The organism is Mesorhizobium sp. M0808 (assembly GCF_040320025.1).
Classification (GTDB): domain Bacteria; phylum Pseudomonadota; class Alphaproteobacteria; order Rhizobiales; family Rhizobiaceae; genus Mesorhizobium.
This window is the reverse complement of the sequence record NZ_JAMYOX010000012.1, coordinates 83,620-107,230: the sequence shown is the minus strand read 5'-3', so window position 1 is coordinate 107,230 and position 23,611 is coordinate 83,620. Positions and strand designations below refer to the sequence as shown.

At 58.8% G+C, this 23,611-nt stretch carries 22 protein-coding genes and 3 pseudogenes; 5 read left to right on the top strand and 20 right to left on the bottom strand.

Going from position 1 to position 23,611, the window contains the following annotated elements; all coding sequences use genetic code 11:
• The first annotated feature begins 96 nt into the window (after positions 1 to 96).
• Positions 97 to 450: a Y4oE-related protein gene (locus NKI25_RS16455; RefSeq protein WP_352998733.1), complete on the top strand. Its 354-nt coding sequence runs from the start codon at positions 97 to 99 to the stop codon at positions 448 to 450.
• 20 nt (positions 451 to 470) lie between these two features.
• Here NKI25_RS16455 and NKI25_RS16450 read toward each other — a convergent pair whose 3' ends face one another.
• From NKI25_RS16450 to NKI25_RS16420, 6 genes and pseudogenes are all read right to left on the bottom strand, one after another.
• Positions 471 to 881 carry a hypothetical protein gene (locus NKI25_RS16450; RefSeq protein WP_352998732.1) on the bottom strand — a complete coding sequence of 137 codons (411 nt, stop codon included), beginning with the start codon at positions 879 to 881 and terminating at the stop codon, positions 471 to 473.
• 810 nt (positions 882 to 1,691) lie between these two features.
• A complete protein-coding gene (locus NKI25_RS16445; RefSeq protein WP_352998731.1) occupies positions 1,692 to 3,017 on the bottom strand; it encodes an NRAMP family divalent metal transporter in 1,326 nt (441 codons plus the stop codon).
• Positions 3,018 to 3,491: 474 nt separating this feature from the next.
• On the bottom strand, positions 3,492 to 4,370 hold the full coding sequence (locus tag NKI25_RS16440) for a CPBP family intramembrane glutamic endopeptidase (RefSeq protein WP_352789620.1): 879 nt from the start codon (positions 4,368 to 4,370) through the stop codon (positions 3,492 to 3,494).
• 738 nt (positions 4,371 to 5,108) lie between these two features.
• Positions 5,109 to 5,650, bottom strand: a pseudogene (locus NKI25_RS16435) (helix-turn-helix domain-containing protein); the annotation flags it as partial.
• 117 nt (positions 5,651 to 5,767) lie between these two features.
• A pseudogene (locus NKI25_RS36460) lies at positions 5,768 to 6,273 on the bottom strand (DUF2867 domain-containing protein).
• A complete protein-coding gene (locus tag NKI25_RS16420; RefSeq protein WP_352998730.1) occupies positions 6,266 to 6,661 on the bottom strand; it encodes a hypothetical protein in 396 nt (131 codons plus the stop codon). Before NKI25_RS16420 ends, NKI25_RS36460 begins: the two are co-directional and overlap by 8 nt.
• Before the next feature lie 112 nt (positions 6,662 to 6,773).
• Between NKI25_RS16420 and NKI25_RS16415 the strand changes: the two genes are divergently transcribed.
• Together NKI25_RS16415 and NKI25_RS16410 are read left to right on the top strand one after the other, a co-directional pair.
• Positions 6,774 to 7,289, top strand: coding sequence for a TetR/AcrR family transcriptional regulator (locus tag NKI25_RS16415; RefSeq protein ID WP_352998729.1), 516 nt, complete (start codon positions 6,774 to 6,776; stop codon positions 7,287 to 7,289).
• A gap of 577 nt (positions 7,290 to 7,866) precedes the next feature.
• A complete protein-coding gene (locus NKI25_RS16410; RefSeq protein ID WP_352998728.1) occupies positions 7,867 to 8,571 on the top strand; it encodes a gamma-glutamylcyclotransferase in 705 nt (234 codons plus the stop codon).
• A gap of 153 nt (positions 8,572 to 8,724) precedes the next feature.
• Here NKI25_RS16410 and NKI25_RS16405 read toward each other — a convergent pair whose 3' ends face one another.
• Positions 8,725 to 9,279, bottom strand: a complete 555-nt coding sequence (locus NKI25_RS16405) for a GNAT family N-acetyltransferase (protein ID WP_352998727.1) — start codon at positions 9,277 to 9,279, stop codon at positions 8,725 to 8,727.
• Between the two features lie 224 nt (positions 9,280 to 9,503).
• Between NKI25_RS16405 and NKI25_RS16400 the strand changes: the two genes are divergently transcribed.
• Positions 9,504 to 9,653 (top strand): hypothetical protein, encoded by a 150-nt coding sequence (locus NKI25_RS16400; protein WP_352998726.1) that lies wholly within the window; start codon positions 9,504 to 9,506, stop codon positions 9,651 to 9,653.
• Between the two features lie 201 nt (positions 9,654 to 9,854).
• Here the strand turns inward: NKI25_RS16400 and NKI25_RS16395 are convergent, their stop codons facing one another.
• Positions 9,855 to 10,109, bottom strand: coding sequence for a hypothetical protein (locus NKI25_RS16395; protein ID WP_352998725.1), 255 nt, complete (start codon positions 10,107 to 10,109; stop codon positions 9,855 to 9,857).
• Between the two features lie 417 nt (positions 10,110 to 10,526).
• Positions 10,527 to 10,712 (bottom strand): hypothetical protein, encoded by a 186-nt coding sequence (locus NKI25_RS16390; RefSeq protein WP_352998724.1) that lies wholly within the window; start codon positions 10,710 to 10,712, stop codon positions 10,527 to 10,529.
• 681 nt (positions 10,713 to 11,393) lie between these two features.
• Here NKI25_RS16390 and NKI25_RS16385 point away from each other — a divergent pair.
• A complete protein-coding gene (locus NKI25_RS16385) occupies positions 11,394 to 11,627 on the top strand; it encodes a hypothetical protein (protein WP_352998723.1) in 234 nt (77 codons plus the stop codon).
• A gap of 130 nt (positions 11,628 to 11,757) precedes the next feature.
• Here the strand turns inward: NKI25_RS16385 and NKI25_RS16380 are convergent.
• The 11 genes and pseudogenes from NKI25_RS16380 to NKI25_RS16330 form a co-directional block, all read right to left on the bottom strand.
• Positions 11,758 to 11,931 (bottom strand): annotated as a pseudogene (locus NKI25_RS16380) (KTSC domain-containing protein); the annotation flags it as partial.
• Positions 11,932 to 12,249: 318 nt separating this feature from the next.
• The gene (locus tag NKI25_RS16375) at positions 12,250 to 14,373 is read right to left on the bottom strand and encodes a type IV secretory system conjugative DNA transfer family protein (protein ID WP_352998722.1); all 2,124 of its coding nucleotides are present in this window, start codon (positions 14,371 to 14,373) and stop codon (positions 12,250 to 12,252) included.
• On the bottom strand, positions 14,370 to 15,392 hold the full coding sequence (gene virB11 / locus NKI25_RS16370; RefSeq protein ID WP_352998721.1) for a P-type DNA transfer ATPase VirB11: 1,023 nt from the start codon (positions 15,390 to 15,392) through the stop codon (positions 14,370 to 14,372). Before virB11 ends, NKI25_RS16375 begins: the two co-directional genes overlap by 4 nt.
• Positions 15,373 to 16,599: a type IV secretion system protein VirB10 gene (gene virB10 / locus NKI25_RS16365; protein ID WP_352998720.1), complete on the bottom strand. Its 1,227-nt coding sequence runs from the start codon at positions 16,597 to 16,599 to the stop codon at positions 15,373 to 15,375. The genes virB11 and virB10 overlap by 20 nt, the downstream gene beginning before the upstream one ends.
• Positions 16,599 to 17,408, bottom strand: coding sequence for a TrbG/VirB9 family P-type conjugative transfer protein (locus NKI25_RS16360; RefSeq protein ID WP_352998719.1), 810 nt, complete (start codon positions 17,406 to 17,408; stop codon positions 16,599 to 16,601). The genes virB10 and NKI25_RS16360 overlap by 1 nt, the downstream gene beginning before the upstream one ends.
• Positions 17,405 to 18,100 (bottom strand): VirB8 family type IV secretion system protein, encoded by a 696-nt coding sequence (locus tag NKI25_RS16355; RefSeq protein ID WP_352998718.1) that lies wholly within the window; start codon positions 18,098 to 18,100, stop codon positions 17,405 to 17,407. The genes NKI25_RS16360 and NKI25_RS16355 overlap by 4 nt, the downstream gene beginning before the upstream one ends.
• Positions 18,101 to 18,135: 35 nt before the next feature.
• Positions 18,136 to 19,173: a TrbL/VirB6 family protein gene (locus NKI25_RS16350; RefSeq protein ID WP_352998717.1), complete on the bottom strand. Its 1,038-nt coding sequence runs from the start codon at positions 19,171 to 19,173 to the stop codon at positions 18,136 to 18,138.
• 15 nt (positions 19,174 to 19,188) lie between these two features.
• Complete coding sequence (locus NKI25_RS16345; RefSeq protein ID WP_502897386.1) at positions 19,189 to 19,380, bottom strand: hypothetical protein; 192 nt, start codon at positions 19,378 to 19,380, stop codon at positions 19,189 to 19,191.
• A 22-nt stretch (positions 19,381 to 19,402) separates the two neighbouring features.
• Entirely contained in the window at positions 19,403 to 20,104 is a 702-nt protein-coding gene (locus tag NKI25_RS16340) for a type IV secretion system protein (RefSeq protein ID WP_352998715.1), read from the bottom strand.
• Between the two features lie 11 nt (positions 20,105 to 20,115).
• The gene (locus NKI25_RS16335; RefSeq protein WP_502897385.1) at positions 20,116 to 21,201 is read right to left on the bottom strand and encodes a lytic transglycosylase domain-containing protein; all 1,086 of its coding nucleotides are present in this window, start codon (positions 21,199 to 21,201) and stop codon (positions 20,116 to 20,118) included.
• Complete coding sequence (locus NKI25_RS16330; RefSeq protein ID WP_352998714.1) at positions 21,191 to 23,611, bottom strand: VirB4 family type IV secretion/conjugal transfer ATPase; 2,421 nt, start codon at positions 23,609 to 23,611, stop codon at positions 21,191 to 21,193. Before NKI25_RS16330 ends, NKI25_RS16335 begins: the two co-directional genes overlap by 11 nt.

Here is a 23,611-nt window from a genome sequence, read left to right as displayed (position 1 = left end):
GGCTCGTCAGCGGCGGCTGGCACCGCAGCCAGGAACATTCGGCGGGCCCGCCGGTTGACACATATCAACCAGGACTCGAACCCGAAGGAGAGGTTCATGGCCGCGAGACCCATCCAACCCGAGCACTACAATTACGAAACCGGCGCCAGGAAATATCCGGCGTCCGAAAAGAAGCAGGCCGAGACGGACAAGCATGCCGGCATGCCCACGGCCAATCCTTTCGGCCTGACCCAGCCGGAGGACGAGACGAACGAGAAGACGCGCCAGTCGGAAGGCGTCATGGCGAAACGAGACGAACCCGCCTCAGCGGATCACAACAAAGCCCAGCCGACCACTGATCACAATAAAACCGCGCTGGCGGCGGCTTGGTGCGCTGTCTCCGCGCGTGCTGACGGCCGCAAAGACGATTACGACTTCTGGTATCGGGTCTTCGAGCTGACGCGGCACTAGGCAACCCGAGCAGCAATGCGCTACCCCTTCGACATCGGCGCCGCGTGCGGCTCCTCATAATCCGCCGGTCGGCCGTTCAGCAGATTGATCGCCCGCTTTATATCCCCGTGCAGCCGGTCGATCACGTCCCAATGCTCATGAAATGGCTTTAGCGCCAACTGTGCATCACGCAGTTCTACCGTCAAAAGCCAAGCCTGCCGCTCGATCTTGGCGAGATGATACTCGGAAATCTGTTCATGTCGGCGACGGTGCGGCATCCCGCAAAATAGGAATATATTCCGCATGCCGTCAAGGCACAAAGACTTCGTCCCGCCCTCACCGCATGCTCGCCGTGGGCATTTTGGGGGGAAGCATGAAAACAAGTTATGTGCGTTTGTAGCCATCAGCGTTTTGTCGGGCTGCGCTACTCGCCCAGCCGACATCACGCCCATGCTGGTTTCGTCCAGCGTATATGCGGGCAAATCCTGCAGCCAGTTGGAAGCGGAACTTTACCGAACGAGTTCCGGCCGCGCCGATAATGGCCGTACAAGACAGAACTGCCCGCCATGACGTGGACGGCGTGTTTTGGCTTGGCTTGCCGGTTGGCAGCATGATGGACAACACAGACATCAAGGCACGTGAAGCCAAGATCGGCGAGCTGAAGGGCAACATGGACGCGATCAACGCAGCCCGACGAAAGGGCGGCTGTGTTGCCGGCACTCTGTAAGCCGTTCCAACGTTGAAATTGTCGGCTTGCTTCCCGCCCTCGCGACTGCGGAGTGGTCGTTTAATCGATTGACTCGCGTAATGCACCGGCAGTTAATCTCCCCGCCAGGGCAAAAAGAGGGGCTATGAAACTGGGAGCAAACGATGACTATCCAAAAAGAAGACTATCGAACCAACAGAGCCGACTACGCCACAGCTGCGATGCATAGCCGAGCGACCGCTGAGGGCGATCGTGACGATTTGGTGGCGAGGAAAACGTCCCTGTGGGTAACAGATCGGCGATCTGCAAAATTGGCTGCAAACCCATCCGAAAGCTCGCCAGAACCCAAGGCAAAACCGCGCGGTAAGTGAATCGTGCCAGCCACTTTCTTACCGCCGCGTACTTCGTTCGCATGGTTCGATTATATTAGATTTATCTAAAATACTAACCAGCCAGTCGAGCATTCCCGAACGCTCGCTGGTCAGGCCCAGCGGCCCCCCTAACCCAAGCTGCTGGGCCGCCCGCTAAGGAAGTGCGTGTATCGCTGATGCTGTCGTCACCTAGATGCTTCCCAGCTGAAGATGAACATCGCCACGGCCGCGCCGGCCACGATGGCAGTGGCGGCCCATCCGAGTAGGCGCTGACCAAGCGTCGCGACGAAAGGGCCCATCTCGTGCCTGCGCGATGCCACCACCATCATCGCAGCCATGATGGGCACGGAAATCACCCCATTGATCACCGCGGTCCAGAACAGGGCCTTGATTGGATCGATCGGCGAATAGTCCACAGCGATGCCGAGCATCGTCGCCACGCCGATTACGGTGTAGAAACCCACTGCCTGCCACGGCTTGTTTTCGAGACCAATCTTCCAGCCTCGGGACTCGCCGACCGCGTAAGCGGCCGAGCCCGCCAAAACTGGAATTGCGAGAAGGCCCGTGCCGACAATGCCGACACTGAAGAGCATGAATGCGAATTCGCCGGCTACGGGCCGCAAGGCGTTAGCGGCGTCGGCGGCAGTCTGGATCTCCGTCTTGCCGCTGGTGTGCAGCGTAACAGCCGTCGTCAGAATGATGAAAAAGGCGATCAGGTTGGAGAAACCCATGCCGATATAGGTATCCCAGCGGATTCGGTCCAGTTCGTAACGGGCTTGGGAAGGCTTCTTCAGCAGTGGCTTGCTCGCGGCGTCGGCCTCTTCGTCTTCCACCTCCTCTGAGGCCTGCCAAAAGAAAAGATAGGGGCTAATGGTAGTGCCGATGATCGCCACCACCATCGTGATCATGTCCCCGGTGAAACTGAGTTTCGGCACAAACGTACGCAGGGCAACGTCACCCCAATCGATGTGGACGGCAAAAATAATGCCGACATAGGCGAACAGCACCAACGTCAGCCATTTCAGATAGCGGACATACCGGTGATAGGGGATGAACAGCTGCAGGATCAACGAAACGACCGCAAATCCAAGGGTGAAAGTATGCTGGCCCCAACCCAACACGAGCTTTGCAGCCGCACCCATCGCTGCCAGATCGGCTCCGATATTGATGGTGTTGGCGATAAACAATAGCGCCACTAATATCGTGACGACCCAAGCTGGAAAGACGCGACCGATATTGGCCGCAAGACCGTGCCCGGTAACGCGGCCGATCCGGGCGCTGATCATCTGAATGGCGCTCATAAGCGGATAGGTGAAGACCATGGTCCAAAGCATGTTCATGCCAAACTGGGCGCCGGCCTGCGAATAGGTGGCGATGCCGCTGGGATCGTCGTCGGCGGCTCCAGTGATGAGCCCAGGCCCCAGCCGCTCTATCAGGGCAGCCCGGCGTAGCCGATGCCCAATGCGCGGGGGAAGTCTCGCATGACGCGACCGCTTCGCTTTGTTTGTCACAGCCCAAGCCCTTTATCCCATCAGAAGTCGCCGAATCTTACGTGACTTCCAAAAGATGAGAAGGGACAGGAAAAGAGTGGCGATCGCTTCGTCCCAATAAGTGAGCGTCGGCGCGTGAAATGGCATTTTCCGAACTACCGCAATACCAACATCCAACAGGGCTGACGTTGCCCCTGCGGTCTAATCCGGATTGAAGTTCGTTCTGGCCCACTGAGAGGACCAGGACATGAAGCGCAGCCGCTTTTCTGAAGAGCAGATCATCGGAATTCTGAAGGAGCATGAGGCCGGGGAATATCCAAACCGGGGCTGGAGGTGATTGCGGCAATCTTAGGAGTGCGGCGCCCCCTGTGGCAGGTAATCCAGTTAGGTGTGGCCAGCCAATACCGGAGGCCGCGCTGAGAGACGGTGAACTCTGAGAAACCAAAATCGCGGCCGCCGTCTGCTGCAGCGGATGGTTGGGCGTTGTGAGGACACTTAGGCAAGCCCGAATGCTAGGACCAGGAAGCCCATCGCTCCGAACCCGGCGTGGACAACGATCCCGGCCCATGTGCTGCGGCGCCGCTGGACAATGTAGGGCAGCAGCAACGTGATCGGCACAAGGGTCAACAGGATTTGCCAGGGGAAGGCAGCGTGGAACAGCAACCACAGGATCCCATTGACCAGCCAAGCCCGCCTTCCGAAGGCAACCTCTTGCCGCGGCAGTGCGACACCCCGCCAGACAAACTCTTCCCCAACGATATTCAGCACAAAAAACGGCAGCCACGCGCTGAGAATCCAGTACCGGCCGGGACCTAGCGGCTCGAAAGCCATGAATGAGGGATGAAAATTCTTCCCGTCTTGCAGCATCCGGAGCGCAGCGCCGATGCCGCCGGTCAGCACGCTGACAGCCGTCAGCCCGCCAACAGCCCAGAGCCAGTCACCGCCATTCATCGGGCGAAGCCACAGCCGCCCGCCCAACGAACCCAGCCTTCCTGGACGCCGTTCTCGATACAACAGCAGGGCAGCCGTGAGGAGCAGGGGGCCAAAAACGATGATGCTTGCGGCCAAGAACCACATCACCACAGTCTCAGCCCCGGTGGCGGAGACGAACGCTGGGACTGCTACCCGCGTTGTCAGGAACAGCAGCAGAGCACCCACCCCGAACAGCGCCACAGAGCCGCCCAGGCCCAGCGGAGGAACCCGATTAGGCTCCGGTCCTTCGCGTCTTTCAAAAATGTTGGCTATCAATGGCATTCTCTGTCTGCCGGTCTCTCGCAAAGGCTTCGACGATGGCAGGGCTGCGAACACCCGATCAGACGAGCAGAGCTTCGGCAACCATCGGCGTGCTTCAATAACACCGGTACTCTTCAGCATGAACAATCGACTCCGAGATTGTGCATGCTTTCTCATGCTCCCACAAATAGTTCGGCCGAATTGCGAAACTGACCCCTGACGAAATGAAGAACTGACCCCCTCGGTTATGAGACAAGGCATGCATGAGGATCGGGATTTCGGCGATCCCCGGAGCTTTGGTGGTGGTGGCTTGCATGCTGATCTTCAGGTGATGTTTGGCGACTCTCTGCAGAGCGCTGGTCGTCTTCCATCCCATAGGATCTTCACGAGAGCAAACAGGAAGCTTCGAGGCTCGGATAGTCAGAAGCAGACCTTCCGCGCCCCGCATGCGTCGACGTGAACTGACACCGATCTGACATTGATTCACCCGCCCTGCTCGTTGCTGCTGCTCGTGCTGACACGGGGCGCCGGCGTGATTTCGCTTGATCGTATTGCTGACAACCTCTTTGCAGCGAGACGCCAGAGTTAGCTTGCGCCTACAGCACGAACCGGGAGCAGATGATTGAGTTGTGTGCGTCAAGTTCTGCAAAATGGCGTGGCATTGGTGACGTCGGCGTGTCCGCCGCGCAGCCCCCGTGTTTAGCGGAGCGGCGGACACATGACGGTGCTCAGGCGGCCAAGGCCCTCAGGCTCTCCTTCTTGTGCTCGCGCAGATGATCCATGTTGAGGTAGCGGGCTCGGATTATACCGCGATTGAGCGTTCTACGTCTCAATCGGGTGGATTCCTGACGGTCGATGAAGCACGCAGACACTGAACGCGATCTGGCTCTTCTCCTCGACCGACAGCACGATGGCATGAGCCGGCGGATCAACATAAAGGCCGACGACGTGGCGCAGCTTGTCGACGAACTGCGGATCGTTGGAGAGCTTGAACTGGCGCCAGCGGTTGGGCTGCAGCCCATGCGCCTTCCAGATCCGGCGCACCGCGCTGGCGCTGATGCCGACCGCGGCCGCCATCATGTCGGCGATCCAGTCGGTGGTTTCGCCCGGCGGGTCTTTCAGCGTCAGCGCCACCACGCGTTCGGCGACTTCGGGACCGAGAGGCGGAATGCGCGAGGGTCGCGTCTTGTCGCGCAACAGCCCCCTGAAGCCTTCCGCAGCGAAGGGTTCCTGCCACCGCCACACGCAGGTCTTGGACTTGCCGGTTGCCGCATGATCTCGACAGCGCCCGCGCCGTCGCTGCTCAGCAGAATAATCTCGCCCCGCCAGACATGCTTCTGCTGCGCATTGCGATCCTTGATCAGCACCGTCAGGCGCTGGCGATCAATAGGCGATACGGTGAGAGATATTCCTGTGCGCATATGCGCGAGACTCGCATGCGCACCCGCGAAAGGGAATCCCAACCCGGACTCTTATGTCAGGCGGAAACCACTAGCTGCCCGGTACGCGCCCCGCCCTCGCCGTCCGAAAGGCCGCATTTACCCATGCGGGCCGGACACGTTTTCGGCCGTGGTGTTCAGCCGCGCCAGCAAAGCGGGCACGATGATCTTGTGGAAGGGCATCACGGCGGCGAGATAGAGGTGCCCGAGCCGGTTGTTGCGGTGTACAGCGTCGTCGTTGTCACGCGTGTGGTGTCGCGAAGGCGCTCGACGTCGATGACCACGCGGAAGTCCAGGTGCCGGTCGTCCATGCCCAGCACGACGCGCTCGCGAGACGAGGCAACCAATGGCAGGCCGAAACGCTTGTCGTCGGCAGGTTCGGTCTCGGTATTTGTCTTCAGCCCGAGTGGTGCGACGAGCATGTTGCGCAGGCCGAGCAGACCGGTGATCCAGCGTGGCGGCTCTGCAAATGCGCGCCGCGCGGCGGCCGGCGCATCGAGGGCGTCGTCCGCCACGTCGACTGCGAAGGAGTCGCTGAAGTCCGCCGACGGCAGGACATAGACACAACCGGTCGGCACCGGCACGGGTTGCACAGACTTATGCATGGATAGCGGATCCTAGCCCCAGGACGATGAGGACGAGCGCGATGGCCATCAGCAGCCAGCCGGGGTGAAAGCGCCGCGTCCCCCACAGGGCGCCGGCCGCGCCGAAGAGGAATGAGCTGCCCGCAAACAGGCCGGTCACCAGTCGTGCGCCGTCCCCGAACCAGAGCGCGGCGGCAATAAGGGTGAGCCCGCTCAGTCCCCAGTTGAACGTCGTGAAATGCAGCAGTGGTGGCACCAGCCTCTGCACCGGCGCGGAAATCCGTGCGTCCGCGCCGATGAGGGCGTCGATCGGCCTGACGATCAGCCGTTGCATCAAAACGCCGTGGGCCGACGCCGTAGCGGCGCCGATGAGCCCAGCCGTTCCCAGGGCTATGCTGCGCCAGTCCATCTCCATACACCTCTGTATGGAACCTAGAGAGAGCTTGGCCAGAGTCAATACACATGTGTATGGTGAGGCGATGACAGAACGCCTCACGAAGTCCGACTGGCTGGAGCATGGCATGCGCACGCTTGCCGAGCGCGGCGCCAATGCCTTGAAGGTCGGTGCCATGGCGGCCGAGCTGAACGTCTCACGCGGCAGCTTCTACTGGCACTTCGTCGACATCGCCGATTTCCGCGCGCAGCTTTTGCGCAGCTGGCGGGATTGGGCGACCGATCGGATCATCCGGCTGTTGGAAACCGAGCAGGCCGAGCCCGATCGCCTGAAGACTCTTCTGAGCCGGGCGTTCGTTGAAAAGCACGGCCCGGATCGCTCGGTCCGGTCTCTCGATCGCGCCATCCGCTCGTGGGCCGGGGAGGATGCTGAGGTCGCCGCGGCAGTTGCCGCCGTCGACGACCGCCGGGTCTCCTACATCTCAAACCTGCTCGCGGCTGGTGGCGTCGAGCCGCAGAAGGCGCACGACCGCGCCGCCTTCCTGTACTGGGCCTACCTCGGCCAGGACAACGTCATGGATCCGCGCCACGCATCGATCGCCGCAACGGCCGTAGCTGAGATCGGCGACCTGTTTGAGACGTGAGCGAATAGAGACACTCCCATCGATTCCGGTCACCCCGACAAGGCATCGGAAGCGGCGACGGCGCTCATGGTTCACCGCAACGAAAAGGCCTACATGGAGATTCAGCAGGCACTCAAGACAATGCCCTTGGCTGGCAAGGTCTAGCTGACATTGCCAATATACACACTGCGACCTGCCTGCTAGTCTCACAGACACGGCCCTCATGGCATCTCGAAGGACCGTCCCCGCCACGACGACAGCTCCCACGGCGCCGATGCCTTCCTCGCCTTTGCCTGCTCCGACCACGAACCCCCGAGGCCGTACAAGCAGCCCGAGGCACCTCGCTTGGGTGGTTTAGCACTCAGATGAATGCGAGAGGATCCACGATCGACGCGCTTGTTGCCCGGTTTTCATTAGTGGCAAGGTTAGTGGTTGTGGTTGGGCTGCTCGGCGGCATGGGTTGATCGCGGCCTATGCTACTCGGCTTGCGGAGTGGTATTTGTGGCTGTAGTTTTGACGCGTAGCCGGCCACGTGATGGTTATGGCGCTGCTGACCCCTGGCAAAGTTCCGGGATCGTGAATACGATAAGATATCAGCATGACAAAGCTTACGCTGACCGCAGAGCATATAGCGCGCGTCCACAAAGTGGTTCAAGACCAAGGCTTGGCGCCTGGCGCTGAGCTGCACACCGATGCTGATTATGACGGCTGGGTGGAGCGCATTGTCCGAACTCATCCGAACCCGACCGCACGAACCCGCCTGTTCGCCTACGGCTCGCTCATATGGAAGCCGGAAATCGAGCATGTCGGTGAGCAGGTAGGCCTTGCTCGCGGTTGGCATCGCGCTTTCTGCTTTCGGATGCCCCGCTTTCGGGGCACGCCAGAGCAGCCCGGCCTTATGATGGCCCTCGATCATGGAGGGCAATGCCGAGGCGTCCTGTACGATCTTCCCTGGGACAACCTCGAAAACCAATTCGGCAAACTCTTTCGACGCGAATTCACCTACAAGCCGGCCAACAGCATGCCCCGGTGGGTCACAGTCGAGACCGCCTCTGGAGCCATTCCGGCATTGACCTTTGTCATGAACCGCGCCTCGCCGCTCTATGCCGGCCGCCAGTCGCTCGAAGCGGTTGCCGATGTCCTGGCCAGCGCCTGCGGTCATTGGGGCACCGGGGCCGAGTACTTGCTCAACACAGTTTCTCACCTCGAATCAAAGGGCATACGTGACAGCAACCTCTGGCGGCTTCAACGCCTTGTGGCGGAGCGGATAGAGGCAATCCCGACGGGACGGAATGTCCTTTGAGCCCGACGGAGCGGTCATTGCCCACCTCTCGCCAAAGCGTAGCGCAAATTGCCGAGCTGGATTGGTCACGGGTGGCTTAGCTGGCACCGACAAGCTTTGGATGAGGTATCCCAATCGGCACTAAGTACTGCCGCGCGATACTATGTAGACGTTTCAGGGAAGTGGCCGGCTCATTATGAACGACGAAAAACCAGAAGCTCCATGCGATGCGGCACGGCGCTCGACCCCTTCAAAACCATGCTTTCGATAAAAGGCCATTGCACGGTCATTTCCCTCCAATACCTCCAGTCTGATTTCGGGCTTGCCGACGTAAGCGTCAACTATCACCTGCATAATGCTGGCTGCCAGGCCATTGCCGTATTCGGCTTGTTCAATATGCAGCCTATCGACAATAACTTGACCGGCGTCATCTATTTCGCACATTGCGTACCTCGCAAGCGACCCGTCTGGGCGCTCGACGACCCAGGATTTTTTGCTCGCATCTGAAAGGTCTCCACATATCCGTTCAGGCGCGTGATATTGGCTGGAAATACTAACCGTCTTTTCGGGACCGAGGACCGGTGAGTACGTTCGACGCCAAGACTCACCGAGCAATCGGGATACCGCAGTCGCATCCACCTCCATCGTCGTTCTGATCAGCATCCCATTGCCATATCGAGACCCGGCTCCGGTTTCGGCGAGGTTAGCAGCATACAACATCAGCGGCATGAGTGCTTTTGCGGCTCAATGGCGTCTGGAAGGATCGTCCGCGCGAATATCGTTCCCCGGTTCCAGCACTCAAGAAGTGATTGCCGAGTCCTCCATATCGCCATCGCGCGCGCGCCATGATACGTGCGGGCCGGCCTTGACGATTGCCAGACCGGCGCCAGATCGCCAGGATGGAAGTCCAAGACCCCGCCTATGACGCTCGAAATTGCCTCCACCTGATTCGCATGGTCATCGAAGAGAAGTGCCCGCCCGGTGTGCTGCCGAGCGAGGAAGCGGTCAACGGGCTCTACGGGCCGCTGCCCATCCATGAAGCCGAGGCCCTTGCGAAGGCGATCATTGAGACCGTCGAGCGGCTGACCCGCTGTCCCAATTGAGGTGCGCCCAGCACCCCCGCTCCGATCATGGGGACCTAAGTCTGCCTGCGCAATGGTCCGGGTGCACGGGCGGTGCCGGGAACTGCCGCAGCCCATTTATAGTTGGTAGCGTCATCTCCGGGAGGAGAAATCGGCGCAAGCAAAGTCCCTTCATTGCGCTGATAGGGCCCGCCGGCCTTGCTGGATTTGGCAGGCGGGCCGTTAATTTCCCGGACGCTCCGGATCGTCGCCGAAGCCAAGCAGCGAAGCGTGCCGTATATACTTGTGCTCGCCATGAAGGTGCTTGATCCGCAGCTTCACGCCTGGCCCAACCCACTGCGTCGCCGATCGCTTCTTGATGCCGTCCGGAGGTGGGCCGGCATGTTCCTTGACCCGCTTCCACAGCCGTTCCTTCATGTCCCGCCCCAAGCTGATGAAGGCCGAACCGACATATTTTCCGGTACCGGGCTTCGTCACTTGTGCTCCCTAGGCCAACGCGCGTGCTCTGCCGCTGCCATCGTCGCCTCTTGAGAAGAGATGTCCATAGACAGCCGCGATCTAACTGAAACTGGGTTGCTGCCCCGGCCTGAAACCCTTCAGCGCCGCGGCGATTCCCATCATCACCGATTGCTCGGGGTAGTCGAGCAGCCGCAGCGTGCCCGGCCATTCCCCTACGGCTGGGTAGCGCTTGCGGGTAGCGGCTTTTCAAGCTCCGCCTTCACTTTCAGAACGCCGTCAACTCCCCCACCTTCTTATCAGTATGCTTTTCCCGTGAAACTTCAGGCCGCGCCTTGGGCGTGGCCAAAGCATGCCCTCGACATGCTGAAATGCGGCAGCTTCGTTATGGAAGTAGGGGCGGGACAGAACGGACATGGCGATTGGAACCGTTATCACTCATTCGCCGCAAATCGGTAACACCTGGTAGTCGCCATCGAACGGCAAAATGTCGCCGTTGGCGAAAAAATCGTATTCTGGAAAACAGCTCTTCAGGTATGCCTCGACCCCGCGCAGATCCGATTCGGACCGCGCGCCTGAAGGCGGCAAGATGATGAACCTGTCGACCTCGTCCCGGGTCGGCATGCCGGAATGTCGATGGCGGAATGCATGAGAACCCCCGATTGGATGTTCTCATTCCGTTCATGATCGGGAGTGCAAGTCAATCCCGGTCGACAAACGGGTAGTGGGTCAGTTTAAATTTTGATCAGTACGGATGGCCGAAGATGGACATAATAAGCAAGGCCACGCCGAACGCACAGAGATAGCCGATAACTCCATATGCCATGACCCGGCGCGCCGTCCGGAAGCGGGGTGAGAAGAAGTCAGCATACAGCCTTGCATTCCGCCGCCCAAGGCGTTCGCTCCAAGGGAGCTTTTGATCATCTATTGAGCCGAAGAAATTGGTTCGCAGAATTATGGTCAGAAGTGAGACAAACGCAGCTGCGAAACTCAGCACCAATAGGACGAAGCAGGCTGTTATTGGCAGAACCAACTGAGGATTGTTCGCCCACTCATACTTCAAATTTCCCTCCGCTTTTGTAGGCGCCGCGAACCGGAGGTTTCTCTGCCTCTTTAGCCTCAACCAGCGCGACAATATCACCGATTTCCCACAAACAGCGCGTAGGCGAAAGCGCCTATTGCGATCGGGCCGGAATTTCAAACTGACCCACTACCGACAAACGCAAAAAAGCGCTGTCAATACCAACTTCTTGCGATGGATTTGCCCTGCGGACTAGGCAATCTCGGGGCGAAGGAGTGATCGCCATGACCGTCCTCGCCTACAGCCTCGCCGCCGACGCAAAGGGAACGTGGCGACTCGTCTTTGTGCCTGACGATCTGCATCTCTACGTGGAATTCAGCCGGCCAAATGTTGAGTCAAATCCGGTGAACTGGCTGAGCGTGGATGATTTCCTTGCCTGGCGCCCTAAAGGCGCGCTCCACAAGGATGCGCTCGATCGCTTAGTTGCGCTCATTTGCCAAGCGATGAGCAACCCGTAAACGCAAAAAGCCCGCCGCATCTTTCGGCTCGGCGGGCGATCAGTCATCACGAAAGCACAGGGTGTGGGCGGGGGATCGGGTGTGCCCGGTGCACGGATCGTGGAAAACCATACGCGCGTCGGCGGCGCCGCTACCAACCGGCAGTTGGGACGACTTCCTGCCTACGTTTGACTGGCCTACCGTCAGTCCGCGTCGTGCCGGACGCAACTTGCCGATACCGGAAGTGATTGCGGATGCGTTCGTTGAAATAGCGGCCCTTGGCAAAGGCGGCTTTGAACGCGGCGAAGGTCTCCGGCGGCACGTCCTCAAACTCGTATCATTTACCGCTGGCGACGAACCACACCGAGAGCATTCTGCTATACGGATCGTATTCCGTTTTGCGTATCGAGGTAGACGGCATGAGGCGGCTCGATCAAAGGAAGTCAACGATCGGTTGGGCCGTCGCGTTCCTGGTGATTTGTGAGCGCGCTACGTCACCAAATTCGGCTCCTTCGCTGGATGTATGTGCAGAACGATCCTGGCGACCTTCTCCAGTCAGCGTCCTCAGGCGACGACGTGGGCATCCGAAGCTAGGCGCGAACGTGCGAGCCCAAGCACAAAAAAACACGCAATTCGCGGCACTTTAAGATTGGGCTTCGGCGGCCTCCAGGCCGAGTTCGACGGGATCAGGGACCGTGGCCGCGAAAATATCGAGATAATTTCGCCGTTTCGTGGGCGATGCTTGGCCGAGCTTTTCGACTTTCTGAGAAACTGTCTCCTTCAGGCGTTCAGCGCTAGGTTTGAGGCTTTCTTCGGCGGTCTTAATTCGCGCGTCGATAGTCGTTACGTCCGGTGTCGCCTCCGCTTCGTTTCCAGATCCGCCACTCGACGCCGTGGCGCGTTTCGGTTGCGGCAGGCTGGCTTTGTGATTCACGGTGCGAGTTGCTGGCTCCTTTGTTGCCACTTTCGCGGTCGCAGCGGCAGTCGGCATCGCCTCGGCTGGTGATGACATTCTCTTTTCGGAATCAGCCATCCCGGCAGTCGGGGCACCGACATCTTCGGCGGGCTGGCCTGCCCGGGTGTAATCGTCGGTCAAAGCCGGAACCGGCTGTACCGGGAGATATTCGATCGGTGGCACATCCGGCATGTGCGTCTGCGAAAGGGCTTCAGCGGACTTGAAGGGCTGTGTCTCGAAAAATCGCAGCTTGTCGCCGAAGATCGGGCGCTGGCCTTCAACAAGCAGTACCATCTTTCCCTCCGGCATCTGCCGGATTTCCTGCGGCATCATCAAGTCACGCTCGCGAATCTGTTCGACCTTCGTGCGCCTTGGCAGCCCGAAGAGCTCGATCGTGCGCGATTCCGACTGGTAGCGGATGGTCCGCTTGCCGAGCGCACGGGATGCATAGTCGGCGGTCGCCTGATCATTCGCGCCTAGAATGAGCTGATAACCACAATTGCCGAGCAGCGAATGCCGGGAGGTTTCGCCGTAAGTCTCGTCGAGATTCTTCAAGTCCTGGATGATGATGGCGAGCTTGATGTTGTACCCTGCCACATAGGGCAGCTTGGTCATGATCTCGTCCATCTTCTTCAATTGCCGAAATTCGTCGAGCAGGAAGTAGACCGGCAGCGAGTTCGGATCGTGCTCGAGGGTAAGAATGTCCATTGTCTGTTGCACGAACAGCGTCAGGAGCGGCTTGAGCAGCGTGATATCCGTGATGTTGGGCCCGAGGTAGACGGAGATCGGCCGACGCTTCATCGCACGAAGATCCATGTCGGTTACGTTCGTCGCGGCGACGATACGTTCGTTCTTGAACGGCCGCATCGCTTTCTGAATATCGAGCAAGGCCGAAGCGGCGGCGCGCTCGGAAAGCGCAAGATAAGCGTTGAAGCTTTCCAACGTGAATTTGGACAGGTACGGCTCTTTTGCCTTGATGTATTTCATCAACGCCTGCAGGTCGACGCCGCTGTTGAACAACGAGTTGACCTCCCCGAGATTGCGCCGGCCGTTATAAAACGGGCTTTCCAGCACGTAGCTAATTGCGCCTGCCATGACCTGTTGAGCGGTCGCCTGCCACACCGAGTTTTCGGATTCGGTGTTTTCGGGAACGAGAATGCTCGCCGTGTTTTGGATATCGGTGGTGCGATTTCCGCGTTCCTGGCGAATGAAGTCGAGAGGGTTGTAGCGGTTCGTCCGCTCCGCGCCTGGCGCGAAAAGGAAGACCTGGCTGCCGTTGCGCCGGCGATAGCCGGCCGTTGCCTTGAAAACCTCTCCCTTGAGGTCAGTTACGATCATAGATCCTTTATGCATGAGAGCATTGGGAATGACATAGCCGGCGCCTTTGCCCGATCGTGTCGGGCCGATGATCAGATGGTGGCGATCATCCTTGGTGCGCAGGATTTTGCGGCCGATGCGGCCAAAGATATGACCGGACTTGCGAAACCACTTGCCGCGGCGCAGAGCAGTGATGTCCTGAAAGGCCGCGTCACCGAGCGGGCTGCCTTGCGGCCGAAGGCCGACGTAAGCGACGAGGCCGCCGGCGACGAGCGCCGGTACAAGCGAGCCGATCGCGACCTTCTGTAGGGTTGGATTACTCGCAAAATGCCAAAATTGCTGGATCGGAACGAACGGATTCGCCGTGATCGTCGTCTCGAGGATGCGGCCGTCTTTGTAGAAGAGCTGCAAGCCAAGGCCATAGCCGAGCATCCAGACGGCGAATACAACACAGAGGCAGAAGATCAGGAAGACGGCCCGGTATCCCTTGCTCATGATTCGTGCCGCGCGAAAAATATCTCTGAAACGCCGCGCTTGCCACCGTCACGGCGCAACTGGATGACGATCGGGATCACCATCTGGATATACGACATGAGATCTTGTTTGGTGAAACCGGCCGACATACCGGCCTGCTGCATCATCATCGCCAATTGCTCATAGGCCCCTAGAGGCGTGTCGGCATGAACCGTCGACATCGAACCCGGATGGCCGGTGTTGATGGCACGCAGGAAGGAAAATGCCTCCCCGCCGCGAATCTCACCAACGAACAGCCGATCCGGCCGCATGCGCAGTGACGCCTCGAGCAAGTGCTGAATCGTCACGTCGGCGGTACCCTGGTCGCCTTTCGACGCGATGAAATGCACCTTGTTCGTCTGCGGCGGAAAGAGCTCTCTGGTATCTTCGAGGGTCAGAATGCGTTCGTTCAGGTCAATGCTCTTCAGGCACGCATTGAGAAATGTGGTCTTGCCAGACGATGTGCCGCCACTGATGAGGATCGAAACACGTTTGATGATCGCGGTGTGGATGAACTCGTAGATGGCATTTGAGCGGAGATAGCCGATCAGCTCGCGATCGGTATCGCTAAATCCCCCGACGGCCACCGAGACTTTTTGAAGCGAACCGTTGTCGCGATATTCTTCCAGCGTGAAATTGTTCACGACCTGCTTGCGGATGGAGATGGCCCCGCCTTCCGGAGCGGCAGGCGGAAGAACGACCTGGATGCGCTCGCCGGTTGGCAAGGCCGCGCTCAGGATCGGCCTATTCCGGCTGATGAACTGCTCAGTTGCGCCGGCAACGCGCTCGCCGATGTTCTGGATTTCTTCGGCCGTCAGAGCATCGACCTTGCGAAACTCCATATGATCGGCCCCAAGCCGTTCGACATAGACGTGACACGGCTTGTTGATCGAGATTTCGACGACAGCCGGGTCATCCAGGAAATCCTTTATCGGTGCGAGCGCACGATTGAGAAAATAGTAGGGGTCTCGCGGCCCAAAATTATTTGAAGCCACGTTCACGCTTGATTTCCTTCATGGCTTCAGCCACCGGATCGTCGTACATGGCCGAGAAATCGAGATCCTCGCGGACATAGACGAAGATCCGCGCGCCTTGGCTGACACTGATCGTCGGAGGAATGCGAAGGCTTTCGGAGAGGGCCTCATTTGCCATGTCGGAGAAGATTTGCGCGATGGTGTCACGCGCGAGCTCTTCGCCGTGCTTAGCATCATCCTTCTCGTCGCCGAAAGCTTCGTCGCTGCCATAGCCGGTCAAATAGCTTGCGCCGGCGCCGACGATCGAGAGAAGGATGGCTGATCCGAACCTCTCGCGCCATTTGTTATCGACAATGCCGGTGAGGCCGGAGCGGCCGAGGCTATCCGTGCCGATCGAATTGAGGCGCACTGACACCCCATCGTCACGGATGAGGCGCGTCCAGATGACGAAGATCCGCTTTTGGCCCCTGACGACATCGGACTGATATTCGCCGATCAGCCGGGTTCCCGTCGGGATCAACACGCGCCTTCCGTCGAAGGAATAAACGTCCTGCGAGGTGATGGCGCGTATCTGTCCTGGCAGGTCGCTGACGATTGCCGTTTCGAGGATGCCTGGAATCAATGTTCCTTCCGGGATCATGGCGTCGATACGCTTGATCTGGCGTGCTGTCGCTGATCTGTCGGCCAAGCTCGCTGCTGCCGCCAGATATTTGCTATTGCGGTCCTCGCCGGCGACACTCAGGCCTTCGCCTTCGTCACCGGCCAGCGTGCCACCATCGGCTGCCGAGCCCTTGTTGTCGAATACGACCATGGCCGACTTGTAGCGTTCCGGAAATTCTTCCGGTGGCGGTTCGGCGGCTTCGGGTGGCGGGGGAGCGGCAACTACAGGTGCCAGAGGTGGCGGCACGTTGAAGGCTGTCGTGTCCGGCTTTTCCTCAGCGGGAGGCGGCGGTGGTGGCGGCAACGTTATGATCTCACTGTCAGGAGCGGCCGGCGGCTTCTCGACATCATGAACAAAGGACGGGGGCCTGAACGTGGTGGTCCTGAATTCCTCGTCAGCATCCAGCACGTCAGGAGGCCTTTCCTGTGCACCGGCGAGAACGAAATAGGCCGCGATGGCACCGCCAAGCAGGAGTGCCGCGCCGCCCAGGACCTGGTTGCGTTTGGCGTTCTTGTTGCTGACGTCCGTTTCGTCGGCCGAGAGCATCGCTTCCAGTTCGGGGGTGCGCTTCATCAGTTGCCGCTCCTTCTGCGCTTGGACGCTACGCGATCGGGAGCTGGACCGAGAATATCGGGATCCGGCGCGCCAAAATCAGGCTTTCTCAGATTGAAAATGCACGTCCACTGGTTTCCGTCACGCAGCGTGTACTGGGTCGCCACGCCATCAACGACCAGATATTTCCCTTCCTTGCGAAAGTTGCGGAGCGTTTCCGAGAAATCGGAATTCACAGCGAATATTGCAGGCATGCGCCCACCGAATTTGAAGAACGTCTTCTTCCCGTCGTCAAAAATCATAGACGGCTTGAGCGACGGATCGCCGGTAAATGAATAGTCGATATTGACGTCTGCCTTGTCGATGTTCGAGACATTGGGATTAGAGGCGCGATACTCGGCCTCTTTCCTCAGTGCGGCGTTCAGGTCCTTTTCCGGATAGACGAACCTAACCCCAAAGACCTTTTTGCCGGCATCGGGCGCAAAATCGTGCAATTCGATGAAATAGATCCTCTTGGTGGTGACGATGTTCATGTTTGTGGCCACGTTCTTCGCGATGGGCTTCACAAACAGAATGTTGCCTTTTTCGGAGGGCGCGACCTGCCAGCTTTCGGTGTCGCCGAGCGAAATGGTCTCGAACTTCTCATCTTCATCGAAGATGATCATTGTTGAGATTCCGTAGGTCGCAGCCACCTTCACCACGTTGTTTTGCTGATAGACAACGCTCGTCACCCTCGCATCGAGGCTGCCTGGCCGAGGCGTTTGCGCCGCATGGGCGTGAGTCAGGATCGCGGCGAAGATCGCCGCCGACATCAGGAAACATTTTATCATCCCTGACCTCCCGGCGTCACGGTCTCTTGATCGCGACGATAGTTATAGACCTGGAAGCCTAGCGGGTTTTCGAAGCGCCACTCGTTTGTCACCGGCGTATCAGTGTAGCGGTAGCGCACGACGGAAATGTAGTGCCGGACGATCGAGTCCGTGTCGGTCTTTTCCGTCGTCGAGAAACGGACCAGCGCTGTGCTGGCGTTCGAAAACGTCACCGATTTGATTTCGACGAGGACGCGCTTGTTCTTTCCATAGACCTTCGCCGGATTGTTCGTGTTGGCGGCGCTATAGAGCTCTTGCAGCTCGCGGCCCGCGTCGCCTGTCGACAACAGCGCGGCGATGCCGAAATTCTCTTCAATGGCGAACGGATCATAGCCTTCGTGCGCACGAATATATCGTACGACGTTGGCCTGGGTGATTGCCTGCTGTTCGGTCAGGTTCGATGGCCTGGTCAGGCCCGTTTTGACCTCAATATAGCCGGTGTTCCTGTCGACCTCGACGATGTAGGGCTCAAAGCTCTTTAACGGTACGAGCAGCACCAAAGCAGCAAGCGCCAGAAGCGTTGTCGCTCCGAAAAGCGTTGTCACAAACCACGCGAGCGCGCGCGAGCGCTTCGCCTTTTTGACGATCTCGTTTTCCCAACGGTCACCGTCCTGGAAATAACTCCTGAGAGCAACGTCCTTAGAATCTGTCATCTCGTCTAGCCCTCACTTCTAACGAACCAACAGCCTCAACGAGGCATGCTGTGGCTGCTTATCCGGTTCTGCATCGCCGCCTTTGTGCCGTCTCCCCCGGACGGCGTTGGGGGGCCGCCATTGCCACGGAAGCGGGTGTAGAGGCTCTTGCCGCCGTGGAAGCCGATCCTTGCGCCCCTGATGCCGGCCCGCGACACTTCCATAGGGGCCGTCAAGCCGGTGTATCCTCCGACCGTTCTCGCGACACTGCCGATGCCGGCCGCCACTCCGCCGACTATCCCTTGTGCGAGAATCTGGATGTTGATCAGTACAAACGTGCCGGCACCGCACAGCAGCAGAAATGCCGAAATATCGCTGAGCTGGAGCCGTCTTTGGTTCGCCGCGTTCGATACCTTCGTCAACTCAGGGTCCATTGCCGCGATCAAGAAAGCGGCAACGACATAAACGAAGAGCGGAATCAGCGCGTAGAGCAGAACCTGTCGAAACCATGAGGCACCCAGGTTCCGCGTTTGTTCAAAGAGCATGCAAGCGATGAAAATCGGCGCGGTTCCAATGAGCACCCACATCATCACCTTGGCGAGCAGCAGAATTGCCAGCGCAACGGCAATGAAGACGGCGACGCACAACATGATCAGGAAGCCGACCATTGAAGGGAGAACCGAGAAATACCCTGACTGCTCGGCAAATGCCGAAGCCGCTTCATTCGCGGTTTTCCAGATCATCGACAGGCCGTTCGTCGGCTCGGTGATACCTGTCCCGGTCGCCGAGAGGATGGCCCGCCCGACGTCTTCAGGGGTATTGTTGAGCCAGGAGTAGAAGAACGTGTTGAAATGGCTCCACTGGCTCACCAGTGTCAGGATCAGCAGCATGCGAACGACGCGACCGATGATTTCGCTGACACTGACGCGAGCAGTTCCCATAAAGAGCTGCAGGCCGTAATAGCCGACATAGGCCAGGAACATGACTTTGAGCAGTGGAACGATCTCGCCGCCGACAATTTCGTAGGCGCGTTCAGAAAAATTCGCCCCTGTCTGCTCTATCCTGTCCAGCAGTTCGCCCAGGAAATCCTGCATTGCCGCCTACCGTCCCTATTGCGCTTGCATCGCCTCGATCGCCGCGAAAGCCGTAGATGCATCGCCATTGACATGCATCATCGGTCCGCACTCCAGACGAGGATCCGGCGCATAAGACGTCAGGTTTGCCGGCCGCTTGCAGGGCGCGGTCTTCTCCTTGACTGTGCCGCAGCCGGAAAGACCGCCCACGACCACGAAAAGCGTCATCAGTGTCGCTGTTTTTGTCGGCTTAGTTCCCACTGTAGCTGAGCGCCTTTTTCGAGTTGGAGATATCGGTCAGACGCCGTTGATTGTCCGCCTGGAGAGATGAAACCGCGCCGTTCATCACACCGATCAATTCGTTGATCGTCAGGCCCGCTTGCACCTGAAGCTGTGTGTTCTGATCGATCGATCCCTTGATGTCCTGCGCCTGGCCGATCTGCTGGCCTGCCTGTTCAAAAGCACTTTTGCGCGTCTGGACGGCCTGTTGCGACCCGTTCACCAGCGCCGCGACACCAAGGACGGTGTTCACCAACTCCTCGTACGACTTATCGCCAGAAAACGTGCTGTTCGCCTGGCCAGAGAGACTTTTGACCAGCTGCAGTCCATTGATGAATGTCGTGGCGACCGTGCCAACGTCCCCGCTCATGCCGCCGAAATTCGGCACACCGCCCTGAAGCAGGCTATCGAATGACGGCATCGACGAGACCGAAAAGCCATTGCCGACGGCCAGGTCTTGCATCTGATTGGCATCACTGCCGCGATCGCCTGTCACAGACTTCAAAGTCTCCTCGACGGTCGTGAGGATTTCCTTGTTCGTGCCCAGAATATTGTCCGTGGTAGCGGCCGTTTTTTTTGCGATTTCGTAGTTCGCCCCGTCAATGACGGGAACTTGTGCGAATGCGGCCGACGCAAAGATTATCGCCGACGCAGAAATGATAAAGCGTTTCATGGTGTTCTACCTCATTGTGGCTTCAACATCAGATTCACGTTGGCGGAGCGTTCGCGTTTCTGAACGCATGCGTTCTCCGCCGGGCGCCATTCGAGCCCTTCGCGCGGATCGCAGAGGCCGGTTGTCTCGCGCGGTTTCTTGTCTTCGTCCTTGAAATCGGAGGACTGCGAAGCGCCCGAGAGATTGCTTGCTGTATTCGCGTTGCGAGAGTTGATCAGGTCGCCCATTGCCGTTCCCATGCGGATGAGCTGATTCATCATTTCGAGATTGGCATTGCGGGCGCCGGAATTGTGATCCCAACTGTCCTGGATCGTGCCACTCTGCATCCCACCCAACTGCTGCAGCCACGAGGCCACATTTCCGACGCTGTCGGTCGCCGCTTGCGACGTCGCCATGGCGTTGATCGTTGAGTCCCGCATGCCGGTATAGGCAGCGTTGCCACCCCCATAGTTCAGCGGGATGTTCGCCGCATCCGTTCCGCCGAAGGCCGGAAGCCACCTTTGGCTGATGTTCTTCACATAGCCCTGGGTTTCCTTGAACGGCGGAATGCCGCCATATTTTTGAACGTTGCCGTGACCGGAATTGTAGGCCGCAAGGGCAAGATTGGTATTGCCGTTGAAGCGTCTAAGCTGCTGCTTCAGGTAGCGAGCACCACCCCGGAGGTTCTGTTCGATGTTGTGCGGGATGACGCCAAGATCGGCCGCCGTGCCGGGCATGAGCTGCGACAGCCCGATCGCGCCGACGCCGGACTTGGCGCAGGGGTCAAACCTGCTTTCCTGGTACACAAGGGCGAGAAAGAGGCTTTCATCGAGGCCCTCTTCGCGGGCAACGCGTTTGACCAGACCGGCAATTTCCGGATTGGCGTTGGCAGCTGCTACCGGATCGTCTCGCCGGGCAGGCCGGTACACCGAGCAAGTGACGCTCTTGTTTATGGAAAAGCGATCCTTGTCGACCTTTTCGATTTCGGTCGTCTTTTCGTCCTTCGTCGTACGCTCAGTCAGGTTCGCACCGTCGATAACGGGCACTCCTCCCGCCAATGCCGGCGCCGGTACGGCAATTGCCGTCAACATCAGCCATAGAGCAGGACTATTCTCCATTGGCCCTCTCCCATCCGCAGAATTCAGCCAGCCAGTTTTGAGGCTCATCGCCATATTTTTCCCGCAGCGCGGCACACTCTTCGATCGTCTTCTTGTTGCCGGAGAGCACCTTTACGAGCTCCGGCATTGTCGACAGATCGAGACGGGCAATGACGGAGTCATTGCCGTGCTTGATGAGAAACGTGCGCTTTTCAGGCGGGGTATTCTTGATGAAGTTGAATTCTTTGACCGTCAGCCCAAATCGCTTGATGTAGCTCTCGTCGTCCGCGCGCGGATTCGGGAAATGGATGTTCGTCGCAGCTTGCTCGATAATCGTGTGAGACGCTTTCGCCTTGGCGATATCGGCGGCTGATTGCGTACCAAAGCCGACGATGCCATTCAGCTTTCGGATCGTTTTCATCTTGTCGACGATGAAGTTGCTGAACGTCTCGTCGGAAAGAAGCTGCCAGCCTTCGTCCATGAAGAACATGGCAGGGTCGCCGGTCAGGAGCTCGTCGAGGCGATGATAGATGTACATCAAAGCAGGCGTGCGAAGATCCTCAGTCAAGAGGATGCTTGTCATGTCGAAACCGAAGACGCTCCTTCCGGAGAACGACAGGACATCGTGCGGAGCGTTGAACATCCAGGCCTTTTCACCGTCGATCCACGGCCGCAGCCGGGAATGAAGATCATTCGCGTCGGCCCGAGATCGGCCGACGAGCAGGCCCGAAAGATTTGGCAGATTGCGTTCGGCCGCAGGCTCCTGCATCAGGCGTGCGATCGCTCGTTCGAGCGTGTCTTCGTCTTCCGGTGAAAAGTCCTGCCGATCGCCCGACCGCAGCATGGCCTTCAGCAGGCGCAGCAGAAACTCGCGATTGGGTCCGGTGTTCTCAAGCTGCAATGGATTGAAGCCGGTCGGCGTGCCAGGCGACAACACTTCGTAGGAGCCGCCAATCGCACGGATGAAAATCTCCGCGCCCCTGTCCTTGTCGAAGAACACAGCCTTGGGCGCCGGCGATACCCGGAAGGCTTGCGCCAGCAGGAACGTCATCGCCACGGTCTTGCCCGACCCGGTGGGACCGTCGATGGTGAAATGACCGATATCGCGACGATGAAAATTGAACCAATAAGGCGTTTGCGATGTTGTCTCGAGGATCGTGATCGGCAGGCCCCAATGCGTCCGGTCGGCCTGCCCGGCTGCGAAATTGTGCATCGACGATAGGCCCGAGAAATTTGCACTCGACAGCATGGCCTTGCGGGCGATGTAGCTGTGATTTCCCGGCAGTTGCGCCCAAAAGGCCGCCTCAAGGTTCACGTCCTCTCGCAGCCAGTTGATGTTCATGTCGGTGAGGCACGATCCGAGATCCGAAACGGAGCGGCTTACGCCTTCCAGATCTCGCGACAGGCACAACAATGACAGATGATGGAACCCGAACACGGCTTCCTGATTCATGAGGCTGTTGAGCGCAAAGTCGATGTCGTGCTCGACCGAACTGCCGGCTTCATCAGACGCCTGGATTTGCCGCTGCAGGCGACTAATCCGCTCCTGGGCAATAGGTTTGTCCGCGATCGTGAATGATTGCGTCAGGATGAATTCGTGATTCACCTGCAGCAGGCCGTCGAGCATCCCTGGACCGGTGAACGGCGGATATTCCTTGACGGACAGCAGCGCCCCATAACGGTTGTCTTCATCAATGGCCGCTTGCGCCTGCATGGTCCGCTTGCTGAAATGCAACCGCGACGTTCCGACGTAATTGCGCATGCCCATGCGGGGCAGCCTCATCTTCCGGGGCACACCGCAGGTCAGGATCGTATTGAAAAACTCGCAAGGTTCCGAATAGGGCTCGCCGTCGCGATAGCTGATGCCGAGCGCCCGGGCACCGTATTTCTGAAGCTCGCGCGTGATGTTTCCGGTCAGCTCCTCGAGCTCCGTCACATCCTCGCGCGTTTGCCGCCCGCGCGCATCGCCGCCGGCAGTCCGATCCAGAAGGCGCTTGGCCGCATCGCTCAAGCCGAGCGGTCCGCGCATCCCCGATCGCACAATGGTCAGGTAGATCTGGTTTGTGAACATGCGCTTCCGGCGCAACTGCTCCATGTAGCGCCTGTTCAGGAGATCGCAGAACGGATCATCGAAGGTTCCCTCAATTTCCGTTTCGACCTCGCGCCGGATGACCGTCGACCAGACGGAAAAACGGCTTGATCCGAGCGCCCGGATCATCGTGTTCTGGACGACCGAGCGCATATTGAGCTCAGCCTGATCCTCCGTCTGGAAGAACAGGCCATCCAGCTTGATCACGCAAAGGAGGGCGCCATTCTCCAACCCCACGACCGTATTCGAGATGTGCCGTAAATAAGGAATATGAGTCGCCATAGGCCGCTCTTTGTTGGCGACCTTCCCAAATCCGAGTTCTTCTCTAACGACTTTCAGCAT

Coding starts and splice junctions, on each gene's coding strand:
- NKI25_RS16455 (WP_352998733.1), top strand. CDS start 97: ATGGCCGCGAGACCCATCCAACCCGAGCACTACAATTACGAAACCGGC.
- NKI25_RS16450 (WP_352998732.1), bottom strand. CDS start 881: ATGGGCGTGATGTCGGCTGGGCGAGTAGCGCAGCCCGACAAAACGCTG.
- NKI25_RS16440 (WP_352789620.1), bottom strand. CDS start 4,370: ATGCTGAAGAGTACCGGTGTTATTGAAGCACGCCGATGGTTGCCGAAG.
- NKI25_RS16420 (WP_352998730.1), bottom strand. CDS start 6,661: ATGGACTGGCGCAGCATAGCCCTGGGAACGGCTGGGCTCATCGGCGCC.
- NKI25_RS16415 (WP_352998729.1), top strand. CDS start 6,774: ATGCGCACGCTTGCCGAGCGCGGCGCCAATGCCTTGAAGGTCGGTGCC.
- NKI25_RS16410 (WP_352998728.1), top strand. CDS start 7,867: ATGACAAAGCTTACGCTGACCGCAGAGCATATAGCGCGCGTCCACAAA.
- NKI25_RS16405 (WP_352998727.1), bottom strand. CDS start 9,279: ATGCCGCTGATGTTGTATGCTGCTAACCTCGCCGAAACCGGAGCCGGG.
- NKI25_RS16400 (WP_352998726.1), top strand. CDS start 9,504: ATGGTCATCGAAGAGAAGTGCCCGCCCGGTGTGCTGCCGAGCGAGGAA.
- NKI25_RS16390 (WP_352998724.1), bottom strand. CDS start 10,712: ATGCCGACCCGGGACGAGGTCGACAGGTTCATCATCTTGCCGCCTTCA.
- NKI25_RS16385 (WP_352998723.1), top strand. CDS start 11,394: ATGACCGTCCTCGCCTACAGCCTCGCCGCCGACGCAAAGGGAACGTGG.
- NKI25_RS16375 (WP_352998722.1), bottom strand. CDS start 14,373: ATGAGCAAGGGATACCGGGCCGTCTTCCTGATCTTCTGCCTCTGTGTT.
- virB10 (WP_352998720.1), bottom strand. CDS start 16,599: ATGAAGCGCACCCCCGAACTGGAAGCGATGCTCTCGGCCGACGAAACG.
- NKI25_RS16360 (WP_352998719.1), bottom strand. CDS start 17,408: ATGATAAAATGTTTCCTGATGTCGGCGGCGATCTTCGCCGCGATCCTG.
- NKI25_RS16355 (WP_352998718.1), bottom strand. CDS start 18,100: ATGACAGATTCTAAGGACGTTGCTCTCAGGAGTTATTTCCAGGACGGT.
- NKI25_RS16350 (WP_352998717.1), bottom strand. CDS start 19,173: ATGCAGGATTTCCTGGGCGAACTGCTGGACAGGATAGAGCAGACAGGG.
- NKI25_RS16345 (WP_502897386.1), bottom strand. CDS start 19,380: ATGACGCTTTTCGTGGTCGTGGGCGGTCTTTCCGGCTGCGGCACAGTC.
- NKI25_RS16340 (WP_352998715.1), bottom strand. CDS start 20,104: ATGAAACGCTTTATCATTTCTGCGTCGGCGATAATCTTTGCGTCGGCC.
- NKI25_RS16335 (WP_502897385.1), bottom strand. CDS start 21,201: ATGGAGAATAGTCCTGCTCTATGGCTGATGTTGACGGCAATTGCCGTA.
- NKI25_RS16330 (WP_352998714.1), bottom strand. CDS start 23,611: ATGCTGAAAGTCGTTAGAGAAGAACTCGGATTTGGGAAGGTCGCCAAC.